Here is an 18,374-nt window from a genome sequence, read left to right as displayed (position 1 = left end):
CGGTGGTTGGTGATGGTCAGGACTGGTCGGGGGTGCCGGTCTCGGCGGGTGCCGGGTGGAGGAAGGTGAGCGGGTTGTCGGCGACCAGGAGGATGCGGCCCGCAGCGGCGGCCTTCGTGAGGTTGTTGCGGACGGCCCCGTTGCTGACTGCCCGGTTGAGCTGCGCGGCGAGGGCGGTGGTGATGTCCTGCGGGGTCATCTGGCGGCCGGGGTGGGCGGCGAGGTAGTCGAGGGTCAGGCGTTCCAGTTCGCCGCGGCCGAACGGCTGGTTGCCGTCGGCGTTGACGGTGGTGTCACCGACCCGGGTCGTGGTGCTCGCCGCGCGGAGGGTGGGGCGGGTGGGTAGGACGACGATGTGGGTCTCGCCGTCGGGGGCGACGATGTGCAGGGTGCCGTCCGGGTGGATCAGCGGCTGTACTGCCGTCGTGGCGGTTGGTGCGGTGGCCAGTCCTCGGATGGCCTGGGAGCACAGCGGGCAGCGGGGCGGCTGCGGGTTCGGGTCGACCTCGCTGGCCTTGGTCGGTCCCGGGATCCACCGTGGCGGCAGGCCGGGTAGGCGTCGGGCGGCGTCGGCCTGCTCCATCGCGGTCAGCAGCCGGGTGGCCGTCGGGTGCCCGATGCCGCTTTCGGCGACGATCACCTCCAGGGTCACGCCGATGTCGCCGTGGTCGGCCAGGACTGCCTTGATGGTCATGACCTTGCGGTCACCTGGGCGGGCAGGCGGTGCGGCGGCTGCCGGCTGAGCCGTGGCCTGCACGTCGGAGTTCGGCTCGGTGTCGTCGCCGCTGATGTGGGCCCCCTCGTCGAGGACGGCCGGCCCGTTCGCGTCAGCGTCGTCGTCTCGGTCGGGCGGAGTGGTGCCTACCTCGGTGCCGTCGCGGTCGCTGCTGCCGTCGTCGGGGTTGCTCTCGATGTCGTTGGTCGACTTGCCGGTGTCCTCAGCCGGCTGGTCGGTCTGCTCCCCGGTTTCGGTGTCTCCGTTCTGGTTGACGGTGGTGTCGGCCCCGGTGGTGTGCGCGTCGGCGGGTTCGGTGTCCGGCGGCGCGGTGTCACCGGCGGCGGTGGTGAGGGCCCACCGGGTGGGGAGGCCGTCGGCCTGGTCGGTGTCGGTGTCCACCGCGATGATCAGGCCGGCGTCGGTCAGGGTCTTGATTGCCTTGTCGGTGGTCGAGCGGGCCTTGCCGGCCTTCTCGGCCAACTCGTGGATGTCGCCCTGGCCGAGTTCGGTCAGGGCGTCGAGGACGGCCTGCGTGGCAGGTGTCAGGGACAGGTCGTTCATCAGGGTTTCCCCCTCCTGGGGTGAGAGCCGTCCGACCCGGTGTCGGACGGCGGTGTGTCGGGGTTGTGGGCAGCGGCGAGCACGCGCCCGCGCTGCCGTGCGGTGGTGCTCGACCCGACGGGTGGCGTGGGCTCGTCGGCGGCGTCAGTGGCCGGTGGTGGTGCGCAGGATGTAGAGGCGTCCGTTGGTGGGGTCGCGGTAGATGCCGGCGTCGGGGTGGGCGAGTCGCAGCGGCTGGACGCTGCCGGACGGTCGCAGCCGGGCGTCGCAGGTGCCGACGGTGATGTGGGTGGCGTGGCCGGCGAGGTGCAGCCGGCGGCAGGAGTCGGTGTGGGGCAGGGCGACCAGGACGGTGTCGCCGGGGTTGACGTAGCGCCGCTGCACCACCCGGCCCTCGCGGGTCTGCGCGTGGACGGTCCGTGTGGTGTCGGCGATGAGGGTGTCGACGCGGTCGCGGGCCTGCCGGTATTCGCGGCCCAGGTCGGTGATGGTCTGCACGACGCCGGTGACCGTGGCGGTGGGGTCGGTCAGGTCGTCGGTGTTGATGAGCCGGGTGCGGAGCTGGTCGGCGGCGAGGAGCAGTTCGGTGCGTAGGTGCCGCAGGGTGGCCGCGGCGTCGGGGAGGTGCGCGGCGGCGGGGATCGGGTCGGTGGCGTGCTGGTCGAGGGTGCGGCCGGTCGTGAGGGTGATCCACCGGTTGACCGGGTCGAGGTGCGGCATCTGGTGTCCCGGGGTCAGCTGGTGAGGTGGGCGAGTTCGGTGGGGGTGAGCTGTGCGGGGGTGCGGTTGCGCCACGCGTCGGAGTGGCGCAGCTGCCACCAGCGCAGCAGCGTCCGGCATGCGGTGGGGAGGTCGTCGCAGTCGGGCAGCGGGTACGCCATCGGGCCGTGGCGGTGTCGGGGGTCGGTGTATGCGGTCGGTGTCCACCCCTGGTCGGTGTCGGTGACCTCGCCGACGATGCGGTCGGTGTACGGGATGTCGAAGGCGGTGGCGGCTTCGGCGTCGGGCATCACCAGCCAGGTGCCGTCGGGGTGGCGGCGCAGCGTGGCCACGCCCCACGAGGGGTCGCCGGGGTGCAGCAGCAGGTGCCGTTCGTTGGTGCCGCTGATCGGCCGGTGGCTGCGCCAGGCGCGGTAGCAGGCGGTGAGCAGGGTGCCGAGGAGGCGGTGGCGTTCGTGGGCGGTGAGGACGTCGGTGAGGGTGTGCGGGTAGCCGGTCAGGGGTCCGTCGGTGTGGGAGGTGAGCCGGTGTCGGGTGGTGTCGGCGAGCGCACCGAGTCGGGTGAGGGTGTGGTCGAGGGTGGTGGTGCTGTCGGTGAAGTCGCGGGCGGTGCGGTGTAGGAGGCGGGCGAGGTCGCCGAGTGGGTCGAGGGTGGCGGTGTCGTGTCGCCACAGGTGTTCGGGTAGGACGTCGTTGGTGTCGGCGGCGATGCGTCGTAGCGCGGGGTCGGTCAGGAACACCGGGGTCTCCTTTACAAACGGGGATGGCGAAGGCCGGTCACCGCGCGGGCGCTGACCGGCCTTCAAAGGGCGTGCGGGGGTTCAGGCGGTGACGACGGCGCACAGCCGGGCGTCGGAGCGCAGGGCGCGCAGGTAGGCGCAGGCCTCGTTGAGGAAGCGGAACCGGTCGGCGACGGAGTCGGTGGCGGGGGTGAGGAGACGGCCGTCGGTGGTGATCAGGGCGTCGCCGATGAGTGCGATGCGCCAGTGCAGGCCGGCGTAGGTCGCTTCCCCTGCCTGGTAGAGGGACAGTTCGTAGGGGTCGAAGGTGTGGGCGAGCATCGCCAGGACGCGGGGTTGCAGCTCGAAGCGGCGGTGGGCCTCGTAGAGGGTGACGGTGCTCGGAGCGATGTGGTGTTGGGCGAGGAAGTCCTCGAAGGGGCGGGCCGGTTTGGTGGTGGCGCCGACGTGGGTGTTCCAGGCCCGCCAGCGCAGCGCGGCGTCGTGGGCGGCGCGGGCGGCGGTGCCGGTGAGGTCCAGGCGGCTTTTGCGGCCTCCGGCGGCGAGGGTGACCGCGCCGCACCGTCGGGCGGCGTCGAGCAGCCAGTAGTCGAAGAACCGGGTCAGCCAGCCGATCAGCGGGCGGTGGCGGACCCGGTAGCGGCGGATGGGGGTGCCGTTGATGTGGAGCAGGTCGTGGACCTTCTCCGAGGCGGCGAACCAGTCGGCGTCCACGCCGGGGGTGAAGCAGACGGTGATCACGTGGCCGGTGGGGGGAGTGGGGGTGGGCATGACGGAGTGCTCCCTTCGCGACAGGGCAGGGTGAGGTGGTGTGTGGGGTCGGGTCACCGGGGTGCGGCGTCTGCGGCGGAGCACTGCCCTGGGGTGCGGGTGGGGATCACGGGCCGACCGGGAGGGTGGGCTGGAGGTGATCCCGTGGCGCGGGGCAGGTCCGGAAGGGGACAGACGGGCGGCGGTGCGAGCAGAAAGAAGAAGCCGCACCGTAGCGTGGTGACCTGACAGCACCGGCGCTGTCAGGAATCGTGATCATGCGGCTGAGCTGTGCTGCCAGATGGTGTCGGGCCTCTGTCAGGTTTTGTACTCAGTGGCACCCCACGCGAGGGCCGTCTCGTCGCCTCGATGTCGGGCATGATGACGGTATGCGCCTGGGTCGGGCCTCTGTGGCGTTCTTCGTGGCCGGTGCGGCATCTGCGCTCTGGGCCGTGTTCCTGATCAGCGAGGGCTTGGACAAGGCCGACAAGTGGTCCAGTGTCGCGGCCTTCATCGGGACTGTCGTACTCGGCGTTCTCGGCTTGGTGACGGCACGACGATCAGCGAATCCGACGCCGAGCCCGACGTCGCCGCCGGCAGGCGACGGCGGACCACCGCCGTCGACCGGCGTCCAGACCATCAATGTCCACGGCGGCATCGCACCGATCGTGGGTCCTGGTGGGACTCAGACCAACACCTTCAACACCCCACCGCCGGGCACGTGACCACGCAGTCCCGCCCGCCGCCGGAGACGCACCACCAGACCATCAACGTCTATGGCGGCATCGCACCGATCGCCGCTCCCGGCGCCAAGCAGATCAATATCTTCCGCCACTACAGTCAGGTGGGCGCCTGGGGGCTCGGCGTGCTGTGCCTCGCCGGGTTCCTGACCGCCCCGCTCTATGCGCGGTCGACCCTGCTGTACAGCATCATGGTGGTCAGCGGAGGCATGGCTGCTCTCTTCCTGGTGACCGGGTTCCGCTCGGGACCATCGAAGGCGGCGTACATGGATGAGAGGTCAGGTGCCGCTGATCCCGCCCGACTGCGCGAGTGTGCCCGGCAGTTGGCGCTGGTCGTGCGTACCAAGGAACTCGATGGTCGTTCGGTGCTGCTGCACAAGGGGCCTTCCGAACTCCCGGCGGACCTGACCTTCACCCCGATCGAGGCCGGCAACGTACTGACTGGTCGACCCGCCTGTAGTGATCTTCCGTCCGGGTCGCTGCGTGAGGTGGCGAACTACTATCGGGCGCTCTCGGCGAAGCGTCTGGTCATTCTCGGTGAGCCGGGCGCGGGCAAGACGGTGCTGGCGACGGAGCTGATTATCCAGCTCCTCGATGCTGGGCTGTCCAACGACGAGTGGCCAGCCGAACCCAACTCAGTCCCTATCCGGTTCAATCTGGCGAACTGGTCGGATGGTGACCTCTCCGGGTTTCTCGCCCATCAACTCCAGGCGCAGTACCAGGTTCCCCGCGAGGACGCCGAGGAACTTGCTCTCTCCGGTCTGATCCTGCCGGTGCTGGACGGTCTCGACGAGATGGAGCCCGCGCCGGACAGCCCACGGGACCCGCAGTGGGCTGTCGACCGCATCAACGATTTCCGCAGATCGCATCAGGACACCGCCGGGGTGGTGTTGACGTGCCGGGACGCGGTCTACGAGTCCCTCGACCCTCCGGTCATGGAGGCCGTTGTCGTGCGGGTCGGTGCGTTGAGCGTTGATCAGATCACCGAGTTCGTCAGTGAGCGTCTCGACGGCGACCGCGTGGAGCAGCAGCGGTGGCTTCCGGTACTCACGTCGCTGAGGACCGGAGCAGACGGGGCGGCGTACCATCTGCTGCGCACGCCGTGGCGGCTCACCCTCGCGCTGACGGCCGCGGCAGACGCCGACGTGCTGGATCCCACCACGCTTCTCGGTGAGACGGCGGGACGGTTCGAGGCGATGCTGCTGGATGCCTTCCCGTCGGCGATGCTGAACCGCCGTCGGAAAGAGCAGAGGATCATCCGGCCGGGACAGCGCGGCGGCTCCGGATCGAGTTTCACGGTGCCGAACGAGCAGGTACTGCGGCGCTGGTTGCGGGTACTGGCCCGCTACTCGAACTCCACACTGGCCCTACACACGATGTGGGCCATCGCCGGACAGCACCTGGTGCGTCTCGTTCACCTGGTGATCCACCTGGCGTGCGCGCTGGGGTTCCTTATCCCGTGCCTGCTTGCGATCGTCGGCGGTGCAGGGCACGGCGGGTCGGCACTGCGTGCTCTCTGGAGCGGCTCGGTGCGGCTCTCCGAGCAGCAGACGGTCGCCCTGGTCTGGCTGGCTGGCGCCGGCATCGTGCTGATCGTCTGGGCCGGGTGGCTCGCCATCACCCCCACGCCCCGACGGTCGAAAACGAAAACTGCGCAGTACCGCAGCCGCGCGATGCGGCAGATGACCGTCCCCCAGCGCCTCGCCGCAGCCGCGGAGATCAGCCTGGCGATCGGCGCGGCGCTGGGCCTTCTGGCCTGGCTGGTCGGCGGCTGGATCGTCGGTGCCGTCGTGGGGGTCGTGGTTGCGATCCTCTTCGGCCTGGTCATGGACAAGGTCCGGCTGGACCGAGGGCTCTCCGGCGGCAGCGACCTGCGAACCGCCTGGCAGAACGACCTCATCCTCGCGCTGCTCTGCGCCGTGCTCTGCGGCACGGTCTTCCCGATCTTCCTCAGCTATCCGCTGTGGGCCGGTGCTGCCATGGGAGCGATCCTGGGCTTCGCCGGCGCCTTCGTCCTCAGCCTGCAGGCGTGGCTGCGCTACGTCATCGCCATGACGATCATGAAGCTTCGCGGTGACCTGCCGTGGCGGCTCGGCGCATTCCTCGACTGGGCATACCTGGCAGGGCTGATGCGGATCTCCGGGATCGGCTATCAGTTCCGCCACCGCCAGTTGCGTGAGTGGTTCGCCCACGACAGCCTCGACCAGGACGGGCAGGCGCACATCACCGCCGCCCGCTGAGCATGCGCCACGCTCTCGGCGCGTGGTACGGCACCAGCGGCACTGTCGAGAGCGGCGGATCCAGACCGACGGCACCGAAGTGAGGGTGCCCGTCACTGGCGGCAGCCCAGGGGAGTGACGGTTGCCAAGAGGTAGCCGTCGGCCCTGTAGGTGGCGGGGTATTCCTGCCGTGCCCACTCGGCGATGGCGGGATCAACGAACTTGGCCCGGTCCGACGGGGCGAACAGGACACCCACGGCACCCTGCGCCCCCGTGATGATGTCGCTGGTGGTGAGGTAGCCACTGCTGATCCGTACCCGTGAGGTGTCGGCCAGCCACGGCGGTGTACGCAGGCCGGCACGGGCGGCGATCTCCTGATCGTCGGTGACCAGGACTGACCCGACGGGCAGGGTGCGCAGGCAGCGCAGCATGGCGCTGGCTTCCAGGCGCGGACTGACCGGCATCGTCAGCACCTGCACGACACAGGTCAGCACGAGTGCCGCTGTCGTCACCAGGTGCATCCTTGGGCGTAGCAGCGTGAAGAAGCCGGCGGCGATGATCGCCGCTCCCGGAGCGACGAACAGCAACAGGTGGTGCTCGAAGATCGGCCGGTGCAGACCCGCGAAGACCACTCCGCTGACACCCCACACCAGCAGCGCGAGCACCAGGGGACGCTGCGCCCGGGACAGGCGACGCAGGCAGAGGAACGCCCCGGCTGCGGACAGCAGACCGAACGGCACGATCCATACGGCGAGCATGGTGGTCGCCCCAGCGGGGACCGGCTGTGCTGGAGCGTCCGCCGCGCTGAGGTGCAGGGCGACAACCTGGTCCCACGCCACCGCTGGCGGCCTGGTCACGATCAGCGTCAGCACGCACACGGCCACCGCCGCGACTGACATCGGTGCGAGGGCGGCCAGCCGTCGTCGGCTCATCAGCGTCACGACGAGCAGGGCAGGCAGCACGACCACCGCGATGAGCTTCATGGCCAGGGCCACACCCAGTAGCGTCCCCGAGGCAAGCCACCAGCGCAGCCGTCCCCGGCCTGCGCACACCACCGACCAGGTGACCAGGGCAGCGGTGGGCAGATCAGCACCGAACTGGAAGCCGTATCGCTGCACCGGCGGCAGCAATGCCACCAGAAGCGCCGCAGCCATCCCGGCGTACCGGCCGGCGAGCCCACGGCCCAGGATGCCGGCTCCGGCGGCGAGTAGTACCGCCCAGCCGATCGTGAGGATCCGTGCCGCCAGTTCCCCGCCGTTGAGTGCGAACGGTAGGGCGGACAGCCATGCGTAGAGCGGTGGCTGTGCGAAGAACACCTCCGCGTAGGGCTGGTGTCCGTCGGCCACCGCCAGCGCCGTCTGCCAGTACACCCCGTCGTCGTAGTCGAGTTGCACCATCCGCAGGTGGCTTGCCCGCACCAAGAAGGTCGCCACGACAGCGACACCGGTGGCGGCCAGCGAGCTACGCGCCGCAGCGGAGACATTCACGGGCAGGACTCTAACGACAGCAGCCGCGTAACCGGTTGGAGATGCGCGGTCGATGGATGTCGCCGGCGGAGGGGCCCAACAGGCAGTCAGCGAGCGGTTGCGACGCCGCGAGCAGCGCTGTCAGCGGACGAAGGTTCCGTCGTCGTCGAAGTTCGGGTTGTCCGCCACGGGCTGGCCGTGGCTGCTGGGTAGCTCGGCGAGGGGGACCCGGACGGTGGTGCCGGCGGTCAGCCACACCGCTTCGGCGGGGTCGCCGGCGTGGGTGGCGGTGGCGACCGGAACGTCGTCGTGCCGGTCGCGCAGAGCCCGGTGCAGATGCTCCTCGCGGCGTTGGCTGCCGAGCCAGAACAGCACCGGGTAGCGGGGGCCGCCGCGGCGGGTCAGCTGCGCGTACCGGTCGAGTTTGGCGATGACCCGGGTGAGGGGTTCGGTGCCGGTGTCGGCTTCCAGGAAGAACCCGACGGTGGTGTCGCCGACGCGCCACAGGCCGTGCCCGTCGGCGGTGATGGTGCGGAACTGGCGGGTGGTCAGTGCCTCGGACCACCACCGGTCCAGGTGGGTCCCCGGATGGTGGTGGGTGTGGGTGGTGAGCCGGACGAAGAACTCGTTGACGGCGAGCAGGTGGGTCAGGTGCGGATTCGCCGACAGCCGGTGCACGGCCTGGCGGGTTGCCCGCAGGGTGGGCTCCGGGCGTCGGTGGGCGGCGGCCTGGAAGCGGTATCCCTGGTGGCCGAGAGTCCAGTGCCAGGGTTGGCTGCCGCCGCCGGCACGGGCGAACCGGAACCGGTCCAGCAGGCCGAGGTCGGCGAGTTCACCGAGGCGGATCTGGCAGGTGCGGCGGGCTCGGAAGAACAGGCGGTGGATCTGGTCGGTGGTGAGGACCTGATGGTCGTCGAGGAGGTGCATCAGGGTCCGATCGCGGGCGGTGATGTGCGGGTAGAGGGACAGCAGGCTGGGAGAACGTGGTGTGGGCATGAAGGGTCACCCCGTGGAGAGAGAATCCCGTAGGGAGTCTGGATGAGTTGATCGTCCTGTCGTGTCGGCCGACGCCACGGTGTGCGCAGGTCGGGCACCTGACAGGTCCGGTGGTGGGGGCTCGTTTGAGGGCTCGTGTCGTGGACACCCCCAAACGAGCCCCCGATGCCGTACCCGGTCGAGGCCCCGAACGCGCCGGACCCCTCAGACGAGTCAGCGGTCGCGGGAGGTCATCCGTCGCTTCATCGCGGTGCGGGCGAGCTGCTGCATCGGCGGCTCGCCGTCGGCGCGGGTGTGGGCGGTGGCGCAGGCTTGCCGGATCGCGGTCGCCGCACCGACCACCGGCGTCGGCGGGTGGGTGGTGAAGGTGAACGCGGGTAGCTCCCGGTTGCCGACGAGCAGCCGGGCGGCGGCGGTGTACACGTCGAGGTGGGCGAGGTCGTGCTCGTCGAGTTCGGGTTTCGTGTGGCGGGACAACTCCCGGGCGTCGGCCGGGTCGACGGTGAAGAACAGCTTCGACCGGGCGTTGGCCGACACCGCCGCCGCCACATCCCGGGGTAGCTGGGCGAGATCCTGGTGTGCCAGCACCAGGCCGAGGCGGAAACCACGTGCTTCGGCGAGCATGTCGCCGATGCTGCTGGGCAACGTCAGAAAGTTCTGGCATTCGTCGATGTAGAGGACGGCGTCGCGGCGGCGGTCCTCGGCGATGCTGGCGCGGGCGATGGCGGCCTGCCACACCCGGGCCACGATCAGCGATCCGAGGATACGGCTGGTTTCCTCACCGAGAACACCCTTGGGTAGGCGGCACAGCAGCACACCGCCGTTGAGGACCCGACCCATGTCGAACGAGGAGTGGGCGTTGCCGATGACGCTCTTGACGAAGTCCCGCAGCAGGAACGCCCGCAGCCGGGCGAGGACGGGGGCGATGACCTGACCGCGGAACTGGTCGTTGATGCCGTCGTACCACAGCCAGAACCCGCCGAGGCCGTCCGGGTCGTCCAGGCCGTGGGTGAACCGGCCCCGGAACTGGCGGTCCTGCAACAGCGACGGCACGAGACTCAGCGTGGGTTTCGCATGCCGCATCAGCGTCAGGCACGCCACCCGCATCGTGTCGTCCATGCGTGGCCCCCACTGCCCGGCGAAGATCTTCGCGAAGATCCCGACCAGGTTGTCCACCGCCAGATGCGGATCACCCTGGTCGTCGAGGGGGTTGAAGCAGCCCGGATTCTCCTGGTCCGGGTCGATGATGACGATCCGGTCGGCGTGGGAGGCGGGGAGCCGGTCGAGGACGTCGGTGACCAGGTCCCCACGCGGGTCGACCACGACCGTTCCCCGGCCGGCCCTGATGTCGGCGAGGATCATGTTCAGCAGCAGCGTGGACTTACCGACGCCGGTCTTACCGACCACGTGCACGTGCTGCCGGGCGTCGGCCACCGCCAACCCGACGCTGTGACCGCCGAGCTGGGAGCGGCCCAGCACCTTCACCCCCCGTCCACCGGAGGGCACCTGCACCGGCGCCGGCACCGCTCTGGCGCGTGCCCGGTCCAGGCCCGGCACCGCGAGGTCCTGCGGCAGCGCGGCGAGGACCGCGAGTTCCGGGACGGTCGCCAGGAACCCGCGGCGTAACCGGCGGCCGGCGAGTGTCGCGACCGGCTGCGGCATCTTCATCCGCCGTAGCCGGTTCGGGCCGGTGTACGCGGCAGCGGCCGTAGCGATCGTGTGCCCGAGGCCGATCAGACGCGCCCGCAGCTGCGCCACGCGGTCGCTGTCGGTGGGGCTGTCGTCGGCGGCGACAGCGAACCGTACGGCGATCTCGACGTGCGGCACCCGCACCGCCTTCTCCACGACTGTCCGGGCGTCGGCTGTGGCCACCGGGTCCCGCTCCGCCACCCGCATCCCCGACGCCGGGTTGCCCGGTCGGGACGGCCCGGGGGTGAACACGTCGAGGAACCACAGCAGCGGGGCGACAGCCATCCCGGCCACCTGCGACACCGCCCGGGCGGCCGGGTCCGGTCGACCGTGGGGGTGGGTGGCGGCGGTCGCCGCCGCGCGGCGGGCGGCGCGGACCCGGCGCGTCGACGCCGGGCGGGCGAGGATCTGCACGCAGGCGTGTTCCCGGTGGCGCACCTCGGCGCCGGCGGCGAGCAGCGCCCGCAGCGGATCCGTGTCGTGCACGGTCCGCAGCGGCACCCCGTCGCCACGCTGCGGCCAGTACGCCCCACCCACCTCCACGCCGATGTCAGTGGGAATCGGCGCGGCCGTATCGCTGACGGTCAGGGTGGCGGCGGGCCACGCCGCGCGGACGGCGGCCTCGACCGCCCCCAACGGCACCGTTGCCGGCACCCACACCCGGATGGTCAGAGACCGGCCGGTCCACGTGTACTCCCAGCCGACGTGCGGGTAGCCGAACACCCGTCGCCGCCACGCCGGTGGGGTCAGCGCACCGACCATCAGGGTCCAGAACACGGCAGCGGCCTGCGCGGTGACCTCCGGGGGTGCGGCGATGGTCAACCAGCGTGCCCCGGCGGTCAACCGGCGATGCCGCCAGGCGAGCACCTGGTCATAGCTGAGCACCGCAACGACGATTGCGGTGGCGGCGACGACACCGAGCCACGGCCGGGCAAGGACCCACTGTGCAAGGTCCGTCGGCCACGATCTGGTCGTCATGCGGCCTCCCCGATACCGGTGACGGCGAGGGTGTGCTCGGCGGCTGATGCGACGCTGCGGAACGGGATGCGGCTGCCGCCGGCAACGAGCAGGCCCTCACCCCGCGACGCGGACAGCAGCAGCCGCGACTGTCCGGCGGTCAGACCGAACGCCTCGCTGACCGCGTCGATCGACTGGGTGGACTGGCGCATCAGTACCTGGGTGGCGGCGTTGGACACCACGGCGAGTCCGAGGTCGGTGGACAGCACGTCGGCGGCGTCCTGGGTGATGACGGCGAGCCCGGCGGAGCGTTTGCGGGCGGCTTTGGCCATCCGGAACAGGAACCGGCTGCCCTCGCCGTCGCGCATCAGCAGCCATGCCTCGTCGACCACGACGAGGTGCCGCCGGCGGTGGGTGTCGGGTGTCGGGGTGTCGATGCCCGACCAGATCGCATCCAACGCCAGCAGGGTGCCCACGGTGCGCAGTTCGTCGGGCAGGTGCCGCAGCGACCACACGACGAGGTGCCCGCCCGGTGTGGTGGTGGTCGGCCCGTCGAACAGGCTGGCGAAGTTCCCCACCGTCCACGGGGCCAGCCGGGTGGCGAGCTGCCGGGCGGCCGGGTCGCTGTCGGCGGTCAGCGTGTCGGCCAGGTCGCGGAGCAGCGGCGCGGGTCGGGTCCAGGTGGCAGGGTCGCTGGTGATGCCGGCGCGGTGGTAGGTGGCGGTGATGGCCCGGTCGAGGGCGGCGCGTTCGGCCGGTGGTGGTGGCGTGCCGAGGAGGACGGCGATGACGGTGTGCAGGTAGAGGCCGCGGCGGGTCAGGGTGTCGGGGCGGGTGTCGTCGGGCAGGTCGAGGGGGTTGAGGCGGACGCCGGGCCGGCCCAGGGCGATGACGGTGCCGCCGACGTGGTCGGCCAGGGCCGTGTACTCGTCTTCGGGGTCGATGACGCTGACGGTTGTGCCCTGGTACAGGTTGCGCAGGACGTCGAGTTTGACGAAGTAGCTCTTGCCGGCTCCGGAGCGGGCCAGGACGACGGAGTTGTGGTTGTCCTGCGCCCACCGGTTCCAGATCAGCACCCCGTTGCTGGTGGTGTTCACCCCGTACAGCACCCCGTCGGGTGGGGTGATCACGCCGGGGGCCGGGGCGGCGAGGTCGGCTGAGGCGAGGGGGAACGCGGCGGCGAGGGCGGTGGTGTCCAGGATGCGGCGCATCCGCAGCGGGTCCACCCCGACGGGCAGGGTGGCGATCCAGCCCTGCTGATGGCGGAACGTGGCCGGTTGCAGATCCAGCAGCACCCCCGCGGCGGCGGACTTCACCCCGGCGGTGACGGTGGCGAGTTCGTCGAGGGTACGGGCGTGGACGGTGACGTAGATACCGACGTCGAACAGCTTCGCTGCGCCGCGGGCGACCCGGTCGGCGAGACCGGCCGCGTCGGCGGCTGCCGCCTCGACCATCGGGTCGTCGAGACGTCCCCGGTCGGCGTCGAGACGACGCGACGACTCCAGGCGGGCGCGTTGCCGCTTGAGCATCGGCGCGGCCAGCTGCGGCGCCACCGGGTCCAGGTGCACCGCGACGTCGACCCGCCCGGGGTACGACAGCAGCGGATCCAACCACGCCGGACCGACCTCGGCGGGGTAGCCGCAGAGCACGTAGGTGGCGGCGTAACCCTCGCCGATCTGCACGTATCCCGGGGTGACCGACACGGCGGCGGGGGAGGGCATCGGGTCCCCACCCGCGGTATTCCTCGTCATGATCGTGGGTCGTTTCATGGGGTGCTCCGTAGGGTGATCGGGATGCCGGGCACCGCGCGGGGGCCCGGTGGTGGGGCAGCGAACGGGTCCACCGCGCCCGCGAGCGCGGCAGTGACGGCGGGCCCGTCCAGGGCGGTGGCTTCGACACCGAGACCGGACAACGCGCGCACAGCCGTGTCGGCGGTGTGGGCGCCGGTGACGACGGCGAGGACCTGCCGGCGCAGCGGATCCCGGGTGTTGTCCAGGTCGACCAGGAAGTCGGCGTAGTCGGCGGCGGCCGCCCGCAACGACGGATGCGGCAGCCGGGACGCATGGTCGACGGTCGCCTGTGCGTAGCCGGTCAGGTCGTGGCGTTGTGCGGCGACCACGAGCTGCGCGGGCCCGGTCAGGCCGTTGAGGAACCGGCCGAACCCGTCGAGCAGTGCGCTCTGCTCACCGCCGGTGCGTAGGTGGATGTTCGTGGTGCCGCAGGCGATCAGCACCTTGTCGCTGCCCTCGCAGGTGAGGACACCGCTCGGGCTGACCGCGGTGACCGGGGACCGCAGCGGTGCCGGCACCGGTGGTGTGCCGGCCACCACCGCGACCGCGCTGGCTCGTGCCGCTCCCGGGGTCAGGATGCGTGGGCTGCGGCGCAGCATCACGCCGTGGCGTAGCCACACGTCCAGGGGTAGGCCGTCGCGGCGGCCCAACGCCACCACGGTCGCGGCGGCGAACCCGACGATCCCGGCGACGATCCACACCACCGGCGGCAGCAGCGGACCGTAGGTGCGGTAGGCGGCGAATCCGGCCAGGCCGGTGCCGCCGATGATACCGAGCTGCCGGAACGTCAACCCGAACGCGATCCGGTCGGGTTCGCTGATGTTCGCCGGAACCACGGCATGCGAGCTGCCCTCATCAGAGTTGTTCATGTGCCTCTCCCAGGCAAACGGCCCGACAGGGCGGGCGGGGCGGTGGGTCATCTCGGGCGGCGGACCGGGGCGAGGCGACCCAGGCCACGCGTCATCCCCTGGAGGGTGACGGTGCGCAGGACGAGCCCTGCGATGTTCGGGCTGCGACCGGGCCGGGTGACGAAACGCCCCATCAGGCTGGGGATCTTCACCGTGGTCCAGAGCACGACGATCACGAGCAGCAGGTTGAGGGCGTCGGAGCCGGGCAGGCCGAGCAGCATCGGCAGGTTCGACTCCGGATCGGTCAACAGGTGGATGCCGGTGGAGAACGCGACCGCCTGCAGGGTGGGCGTGGCCAGACAACCCAGGAGACTGCGCCACCACAACTGCGCGGCGCCCTGCGTCCAGGGGGTGGCGTAGCAGGCCAACGCCACCGGCGCGATCCCGACCAGGATGACCAGCACCCCGATCCGCACCAGCCAGCTGACCACCAGCGTGAACAGCAACCCGACGATCAGCAGCCCGATCACCACCGTCAGCAGGGCGGCACTCTGGTCGGTCATCGCCGAGACCAGCCGCGCCTGCACGAACGTGACCGCTTCGGTGGTCGGTGCGGACACCCCGACCATCGACACCGTCAGCGCATTCGCCACGTCGATGAGGGCCCCCGTCGCCGGGACCGCGAACGCCGACAGCACGAACCCGACCACCAGCCGGGGCAGCAGTTGCTTCACCTGGTAGCGGGTCTCCACCGCGTCACCGATCATCACGGTGACGCCCGTGGCGATGATCGCCAGGACGAAGCAGGCGTTGACGACCAGTGCGCTGCGGGCGGCGATCGACTGGACCTGCGGCAGGACGGTGACGTCCGGTGAGACGAACAACGACGACGTCAAAAACGTCAGCAGAGCGCCGAGAAGGTCGACGACCTTCCCGGCGAGCCAACCGACCATGTCGTCCATCAGCCACGTGGCCATGACCGGTGGCCTCAGCCGCCGAGGATGCCCTGCAGCACCTGCAGGATCACCGGCGACAACACCGCCAGGGCGTAGCCGACCAGAGCGGACTTGAAGTTGCTCTTGGCCTGTTCGATCTGCGCCGGATCACCACCGGCGGACATGTACCGCAGGCCACCGATGACCAGGAACATCGTCGCGACCATCGCGATGATGCCCATGATCCAACCGGTGATGTTCGCGATGACCTGGTTGATGCTGTTCACCGCCAACGGCGGCGACACAGCGAGGTCGGACAGCACGGAGAACGTGAGGTGCATGGCGGCGCTCCACAACGGGTCTGCGGGGGCCGCCAGGTGGGGACCGAGAGACGAGGCCGGTGGTCCGGTGGGGGCGCTCCTCCCTTACCAGCGGTGAAAGGGATAGCGGTGTCAGTACGCCGCGCCAGCCGTGCCGAACCGAGTGCCTCGTCCCAGGGGTGGTCCCCACCGGGCGGGCATGCCGTGGATGACATGCACCACCCAGATCTCGGCTGTCAGGCCGATCGAACCCACCGCAGGCCTGTCACGCCCTGACCGAACCGATCAACGGGGGGTTCCCCGGGCCCGCGCACCGCACAGACCGGTGGGTCCTCGACGCCCCTGCGGTGATCTCTCGACTCACCGGCGGTCCCGCCGCGCCGCACGCGGATGAAGACCGGTGCGCAGGAGGCAGCAGTGGCCGGGAAGCCCGGTTCAGGCAGTGAAGAGGTGGCTAAGCTGGTAGTGGTCCCACCAGGTGCTGCGGTGAAGGCGGACGACTCCGTCGGCGTGGGTCAGCAGCAGGTAGTTGCCGTCCTGGATCAGAGCGGCGTCCTCGGTCCGACCGGCCAGTACCCGGGCCACGGCCGCCAGCATGTTCGGGATTGCCTTGTCGGCCAGGTCGTCGGCGCGCATCGAGAAGGTGACGTTGACGTAGATGGCCGGTTCCCATTCCCAGCGGGCCTCGTCGTCGGCCTCGGCTTCGTAGTAGCCGTGGGTGCCGGGGCGCACGGTGACGGCATAGCCGCGTTGGTCGTACAGGCGGGCGGTGTACAGGCTTGGGTTCGACGTCGGCTGCGGCGTTTCGTCGCGGGCTGCGGCGGTGAGGGCGGCGATCTCGCCGACGGCAGGATCACCGGCCAGGACCAGCCGGAACTCCACGCCCATCGCTGCCTTCTTCTCAGTCTCGCCGGATGATCTGGTGGATCGGACCATCGGGCCTGACCATGGCTAGTTCCTTCATCCCGTCGATCGGTCAGGCGTCGAACTGACGCCGCAGGGCTGCCGTGTCACCCTGCCAGTCCTTGAGGTTCATCACCCGCTGGGTCCGCGCGTCGTCGATCTTCTCCTGGACCTGGCTTCAGACGTTGCGCACCGAGGTGCGGTCCGCTGGCGAGTAGCAGTCGAAGACGTGCCCTTCGACGAGGTAGTCAGGGGCCTTGTCCGGGTTGCCGCTGGCGCCCGTGTCGACCCGGGCCTCATAGGTTTCCTGCCGGGTGGGGTTCTGGTGTACCCGGTAGCCCTTGCCAGCCACGGTGTCGGCGCAGTCGTTTTCCAACTCCAACGCCCGGCGGGTGCTGTCGTCCACCTTGGGGCCGATCCTGGTGCGCGGACCGGTGGGAACACCACCGTCAACCCCGGTGGGTTCCCTGCTCCACGGCATGAACCCGTGGGTGCCGGCCAGCCCTCGGCCGTGCGCCACGGGCTCTGCGGCGGTGGGGGTGTGGGGCTGACCGGGAGGTGGCGGTCAGCCCCGATCAGTTTCCCGAAACCTCCAACTGCCGAGCACGGGCAGTCGCGGCTTCGACGGCCTGCTGAGCGGTGCCGCTGCGCTGCAGTAGGAGCACCAGCACCTGCTTGATGCTGTCGAGGGCCTGTAGGAGCGGACCTGGCTGGCCACCGTGCAGCACCGCGCTGACAAGCTGACGGGCATCGTCGACGTGACTGATCGTCGCGGTGGTGGCCACACGGGCGTTGCCGATGCGCTGCCCGACCGGCGCCAACCCGGCCATGGTCTCCTGCACGGTGCCCTGCTGCGGCACCCCGGCGGCGGCCGTGTTCGCCTCCACGACGGCAGCGGCGAGGCTGCCCAGCCGCCGCGGATGGTGGAGATCGCCATGCGGATACGCGCGACCCCGGCAGCGACCGCAGCGAACCCGGCACCCGCAGCCCACACCGCGATCTGCCGGGCCTGACTGTCCGCCGCAGCCGCGAGGCTCTGCGCCCGCTCGACGCCCGCAGCCAGCGCATGCAACTCACGGGTGATCTCTTCAACGCTCGACACGTGCCCGCCGCCCCGAACGACGATCGACTCCGGAGCCTGCAACCTAATCGGCTGTTTCACCCCTCGGACACCCCGAACCCGCGGACGCCGCAAGGGTGCCGAGCAGGCGGCGCGGTCAGGCAGCCACGACGGCGTCGCGGCGAACAGCGACACGCACCCCACCGGACAGGTCACCTCGGACGACGGCAGCGGCCACGATCCGTTCGGCTCGCCGTCGACGCATCCGCAACGCCGACGCCGTCACACCCCGCTCCACGGCCAACTGCTCGATCAACGCGTCACCGAACCGGGTCGCGCTAATCAACTCGGCGGCCTCCATGGAGATCAGACCAGCAGCGGCTGCCCGACCGAGCAGCAGATCCGGATGCCCGTACGGCATCCGTGGCAGCCGCGACCCGGTAGACAGATCCGCCGGCAACTCCTCGCCGCCATCGGCCTTGACGACGGCGGCACCCGCCCGCCACGCCGCCCAGCACAGCCGTAGCCACAACCGAGGTGCGGCGAGGTCGGCTGTACGCAGCGCCTGCAGGAAACCGGCCAGGACTTCGGAGTCCACGTCGTCGGCATACCGGCCCCGCCCACGACTGATCTTCGACGCGAGATGCGTCAACGCCGGCAACGCGACTCCGATCGCCCCCACCACCCACGCCGGGCCCCCCTCGCGGGCATGCTGCGCCAACTGCCGCCACACCCCGTCGGTGACGTCGCTGTCGAAACGCTCGCACCGCAGCAACACCCGCAACTCGTCCAACGGCAGCGTCGCATCCGGCAGACCCGGCACGGGACGGGCGTTGAACACCAACGGGGCGGGCTCACACGTCAACAGCGCGAACGCCGCCTCAGCGGTGCTCAACGCCGTTACGGCGGAACGGGTACGGCCGGTAGTGGTCATGGTCATGTCTCCTCCACGGCGAGTCCCT

The 18,374-nt window shown here is 70.6% G+C and carries 15 protein-coding genes and 2 pseudogenes; 2 read left to right on the top strand and 15 right to left on the bottom strand.

The features are described 5' to 3' along the window. Positions 1–16 precede the first annotated feature (16 nt). From ACN261_RS29645 to ACN261_RS29630, 4 genes are all read right to left on the bottom strand, one after another. A complete protein-coding gene (locus tag ACN261_RS29645; protein WP_425853382.1) occupies positions 17–1,279 on the bottom strand; it encodes a helix-turn-helix domain-containing protein in 1,263 nt (420 codons plus the stop codon). 144 nt (positions 1,280–1,423) lie between these two features. Next, positions 1,424–1,999 carry a hypothetical protein gene (locus ACN261_RS29640; protein WP_421482990.1) on the bottom strand — a complete coding sequence of 192 codons (576 nt, stop codon included), beginning with the start codon at positions 1,997–1,999 and terminating at the stop codon, positions 1,424–1,426. A gap of 14 nt (positions 2,000–2,013) precedes the next feature. Then, on the bottom strand, positions 2,014–2,739 hold the full coding sequence (locus ACN261_RS29635) for a hypothetical protein (protein WP_421482989.1): 726 nt from the start codon (positions 2,737–2,739) through the stop codon (positions 2,014–2,016). An 81-nt stretch (positions 2,740–2,820) separates the two neighbouring features. Beyond that, the gene (locus ACN261_RS29630) at positions 2,821–3,510 is read right to left on the bottom strand and encodes a hypothetical protein (protein WP_421482988.1); all 690 of its coding nucleotides are present in this window, start codon (positions 3,508–3,510) and stop codon (positions 2,821–2,823) included. 389 nt (positions 3,511–3,899) lie between these two features. Between ACN261_RS29630 and ACN261_RS29625 the strand changes: the two genes are divergently transcribed. Continuing rightward, positions 3,900–4,214 carry a hypothetical protein gene (locus ACN261_RS29625; protein ID WP_363790349.1) on the top strand — a complete coding sequence of 105 codons (315 nt, stop codon included), beginning with the start codon at positions 3,900–3,902 and terminating at the stop codon, positions 4,212–4,214. Continuing rightward, the gene (locus tag ACN261_RS29620; RefSeq protein WP_425853381.1) at positions 4,211–6,469 is read left to right on the top strand and encodes an NACHT domain-containing protein; all 2,259 of its coding nucleotides are present in this window, start codon (positions 4,211–4,213) and stop codon (positions 6,467–6,469) included. The genes ACN261_RS29625 and ACN261_RS29620 overlap by 4 nt, the downstream gene beginning before the upstream one ends. A 92-nt stretch (positions 6,470–6,561) precedes the next feature. On the opposite strand, the gene ACN261_RS29615 is transcribed toward ACN261_RS29620, so the two are convergent. The 11 genes and pseudogenes from ACN261_RS29615 to ACN261_RS29565 all read right to left on the bottom strand — a co-directional run bounded on the left by ACN261_RS29615 (position 6,562) and on the right by ACN261_RS29565 (position 18,352). Further along, entirely contained in the window at positions 6,562–7,818 is a 1,257-nt protein-coding gene (locus ACN261_RS29615; protein ID WP_425853380.1) for a glycosyltransferase family 39 protein, read from the bottom strand. A gap of 237 nt (positions 7,819–8,055) precedes the next feature. Further along, positions 8,056–8,910 carry a replication-relaxation family protein gene (locus tag ACN261_RS29610; protein ID WP_425853379.1) on the bottom strand — a complete coding sequence of 285 codons (855 nt, stop codon included), beginning with the start codon at positions 8,908–8,910 and terminating at the stop codon, positions 8,056–8,058. A gap of 213 nt (positions 8,911–9,123) precedes the next feature. Further along, positions 9,124–11,577, bottom strand: a complete 2,454-nt coding sequence (locus tag ACN261_RS29605; protein ID WP_425853378.1) for a type IV secretory system conjugative DNA transfer family protein — start codon at positions 11,575–11,577, stop codon at positions 9,124–9,126. Continuing rightward, on the bottom strand, positions 11,574–13,277 hold the full coding sequence (locus tag ACN261_RS29600) for a VirB4 family type IV secretion system protein (RefSeq protein ID WP_425853376.1): 1,704 nt from the start codon (positions 13,275–13,277) through the stop codon (positions 11,574–11,576). The genes ACN261_RS29605 and ACN261_RS29600 overlap by 4 nt, the downstream gene beginning before the upstream one ends. Positions 13,278–13,321: 44 nt before the next feature. Then, positions 13,322–14,215, bottom strand: coding sequence for a PrgI family protein (locus ACN261_RS29595; RefSeq protein WP_425853375.1), 894 nt, complete (start codon positions 14,213–14,215; stop codon positions 13,322–13,324). 47 nt (positions 14,216–14,262) lie between these two features. Further along, complete coding sequence (locus tag ACN261_RS29590; RefSeq protein WP_425853374.1) at positions 14,263–15,171, bottom strand: conjugal transfer protein TrbL family protein; 909 nt, start codon at positions 15,169–15,171, stop codon at positions 14,263–14,265. 11 nt (positions 15,172–15,182) lie between these two features. Continuing rightward, a complete protein-coding gene (locus ACN261_RS29585; RefSeq protein WP_425853373.1) occupies positions 15,183–15,470 on the bottom strand; it encodes a pilin in 288 nt (95 codons plus the stop codon). Positions 15,471–15,884: 414 nt separating this feature from the next. Further along, positions 15,885–16,337: a SitI3 family protein gene (locus ACN261_RS29580; protein WP_425853372.1), complete on the bottom strand. Its 453-nt coding sequence runs from the start codon at positions 16,335–16,337 to the stop codon at positions 15,885–15,887. A gap of 13 nt (positions 16,338–16,350) precedes the next feature. Continuing rightward, a pseudogene (locus tag ACN261_RS29575) lies at positions 16,351–16,758 on the bottom strand (hypothetical protein). 169 nt (positions 16,759–16,927) lie between these two features. Then, a pseudogene (locus ACN261_RS29570) lies at positions 16,928–17,454 on the bottom strand (DUF6244 family protein). A 115-nt stretch (positions 17,455–17,569) separates the two neighbouring features. Beyond that, positions 17,570–18,352: a hypothetical protein gene (locus tag ACN261_RS29565; protein ID WP_425853371.1), complete on the bottom strand. Its 783-nt coding sequence runs from the start codon at positions 18,350–18,352 to the stop codon at positions 17,570–17,572. Between the last annotated feature and the right edge of the window lie 22 nt (positions 18,353–18,374).

It is taken from the genome of Micromonospora sp. WMMD723 (assembly GCF_049863385.1).
In the GTDB taxonomy this organism is placed as follows: Bacteria; Actinomycetota; Actinomycetes; order Mycobacteriales; family Micromonosporaceae; genus Micromonospora; species Micromonospora wenchangensis.
This window is presented reverse-complemented; position numbering and strand designations above follow the sequence as displayed.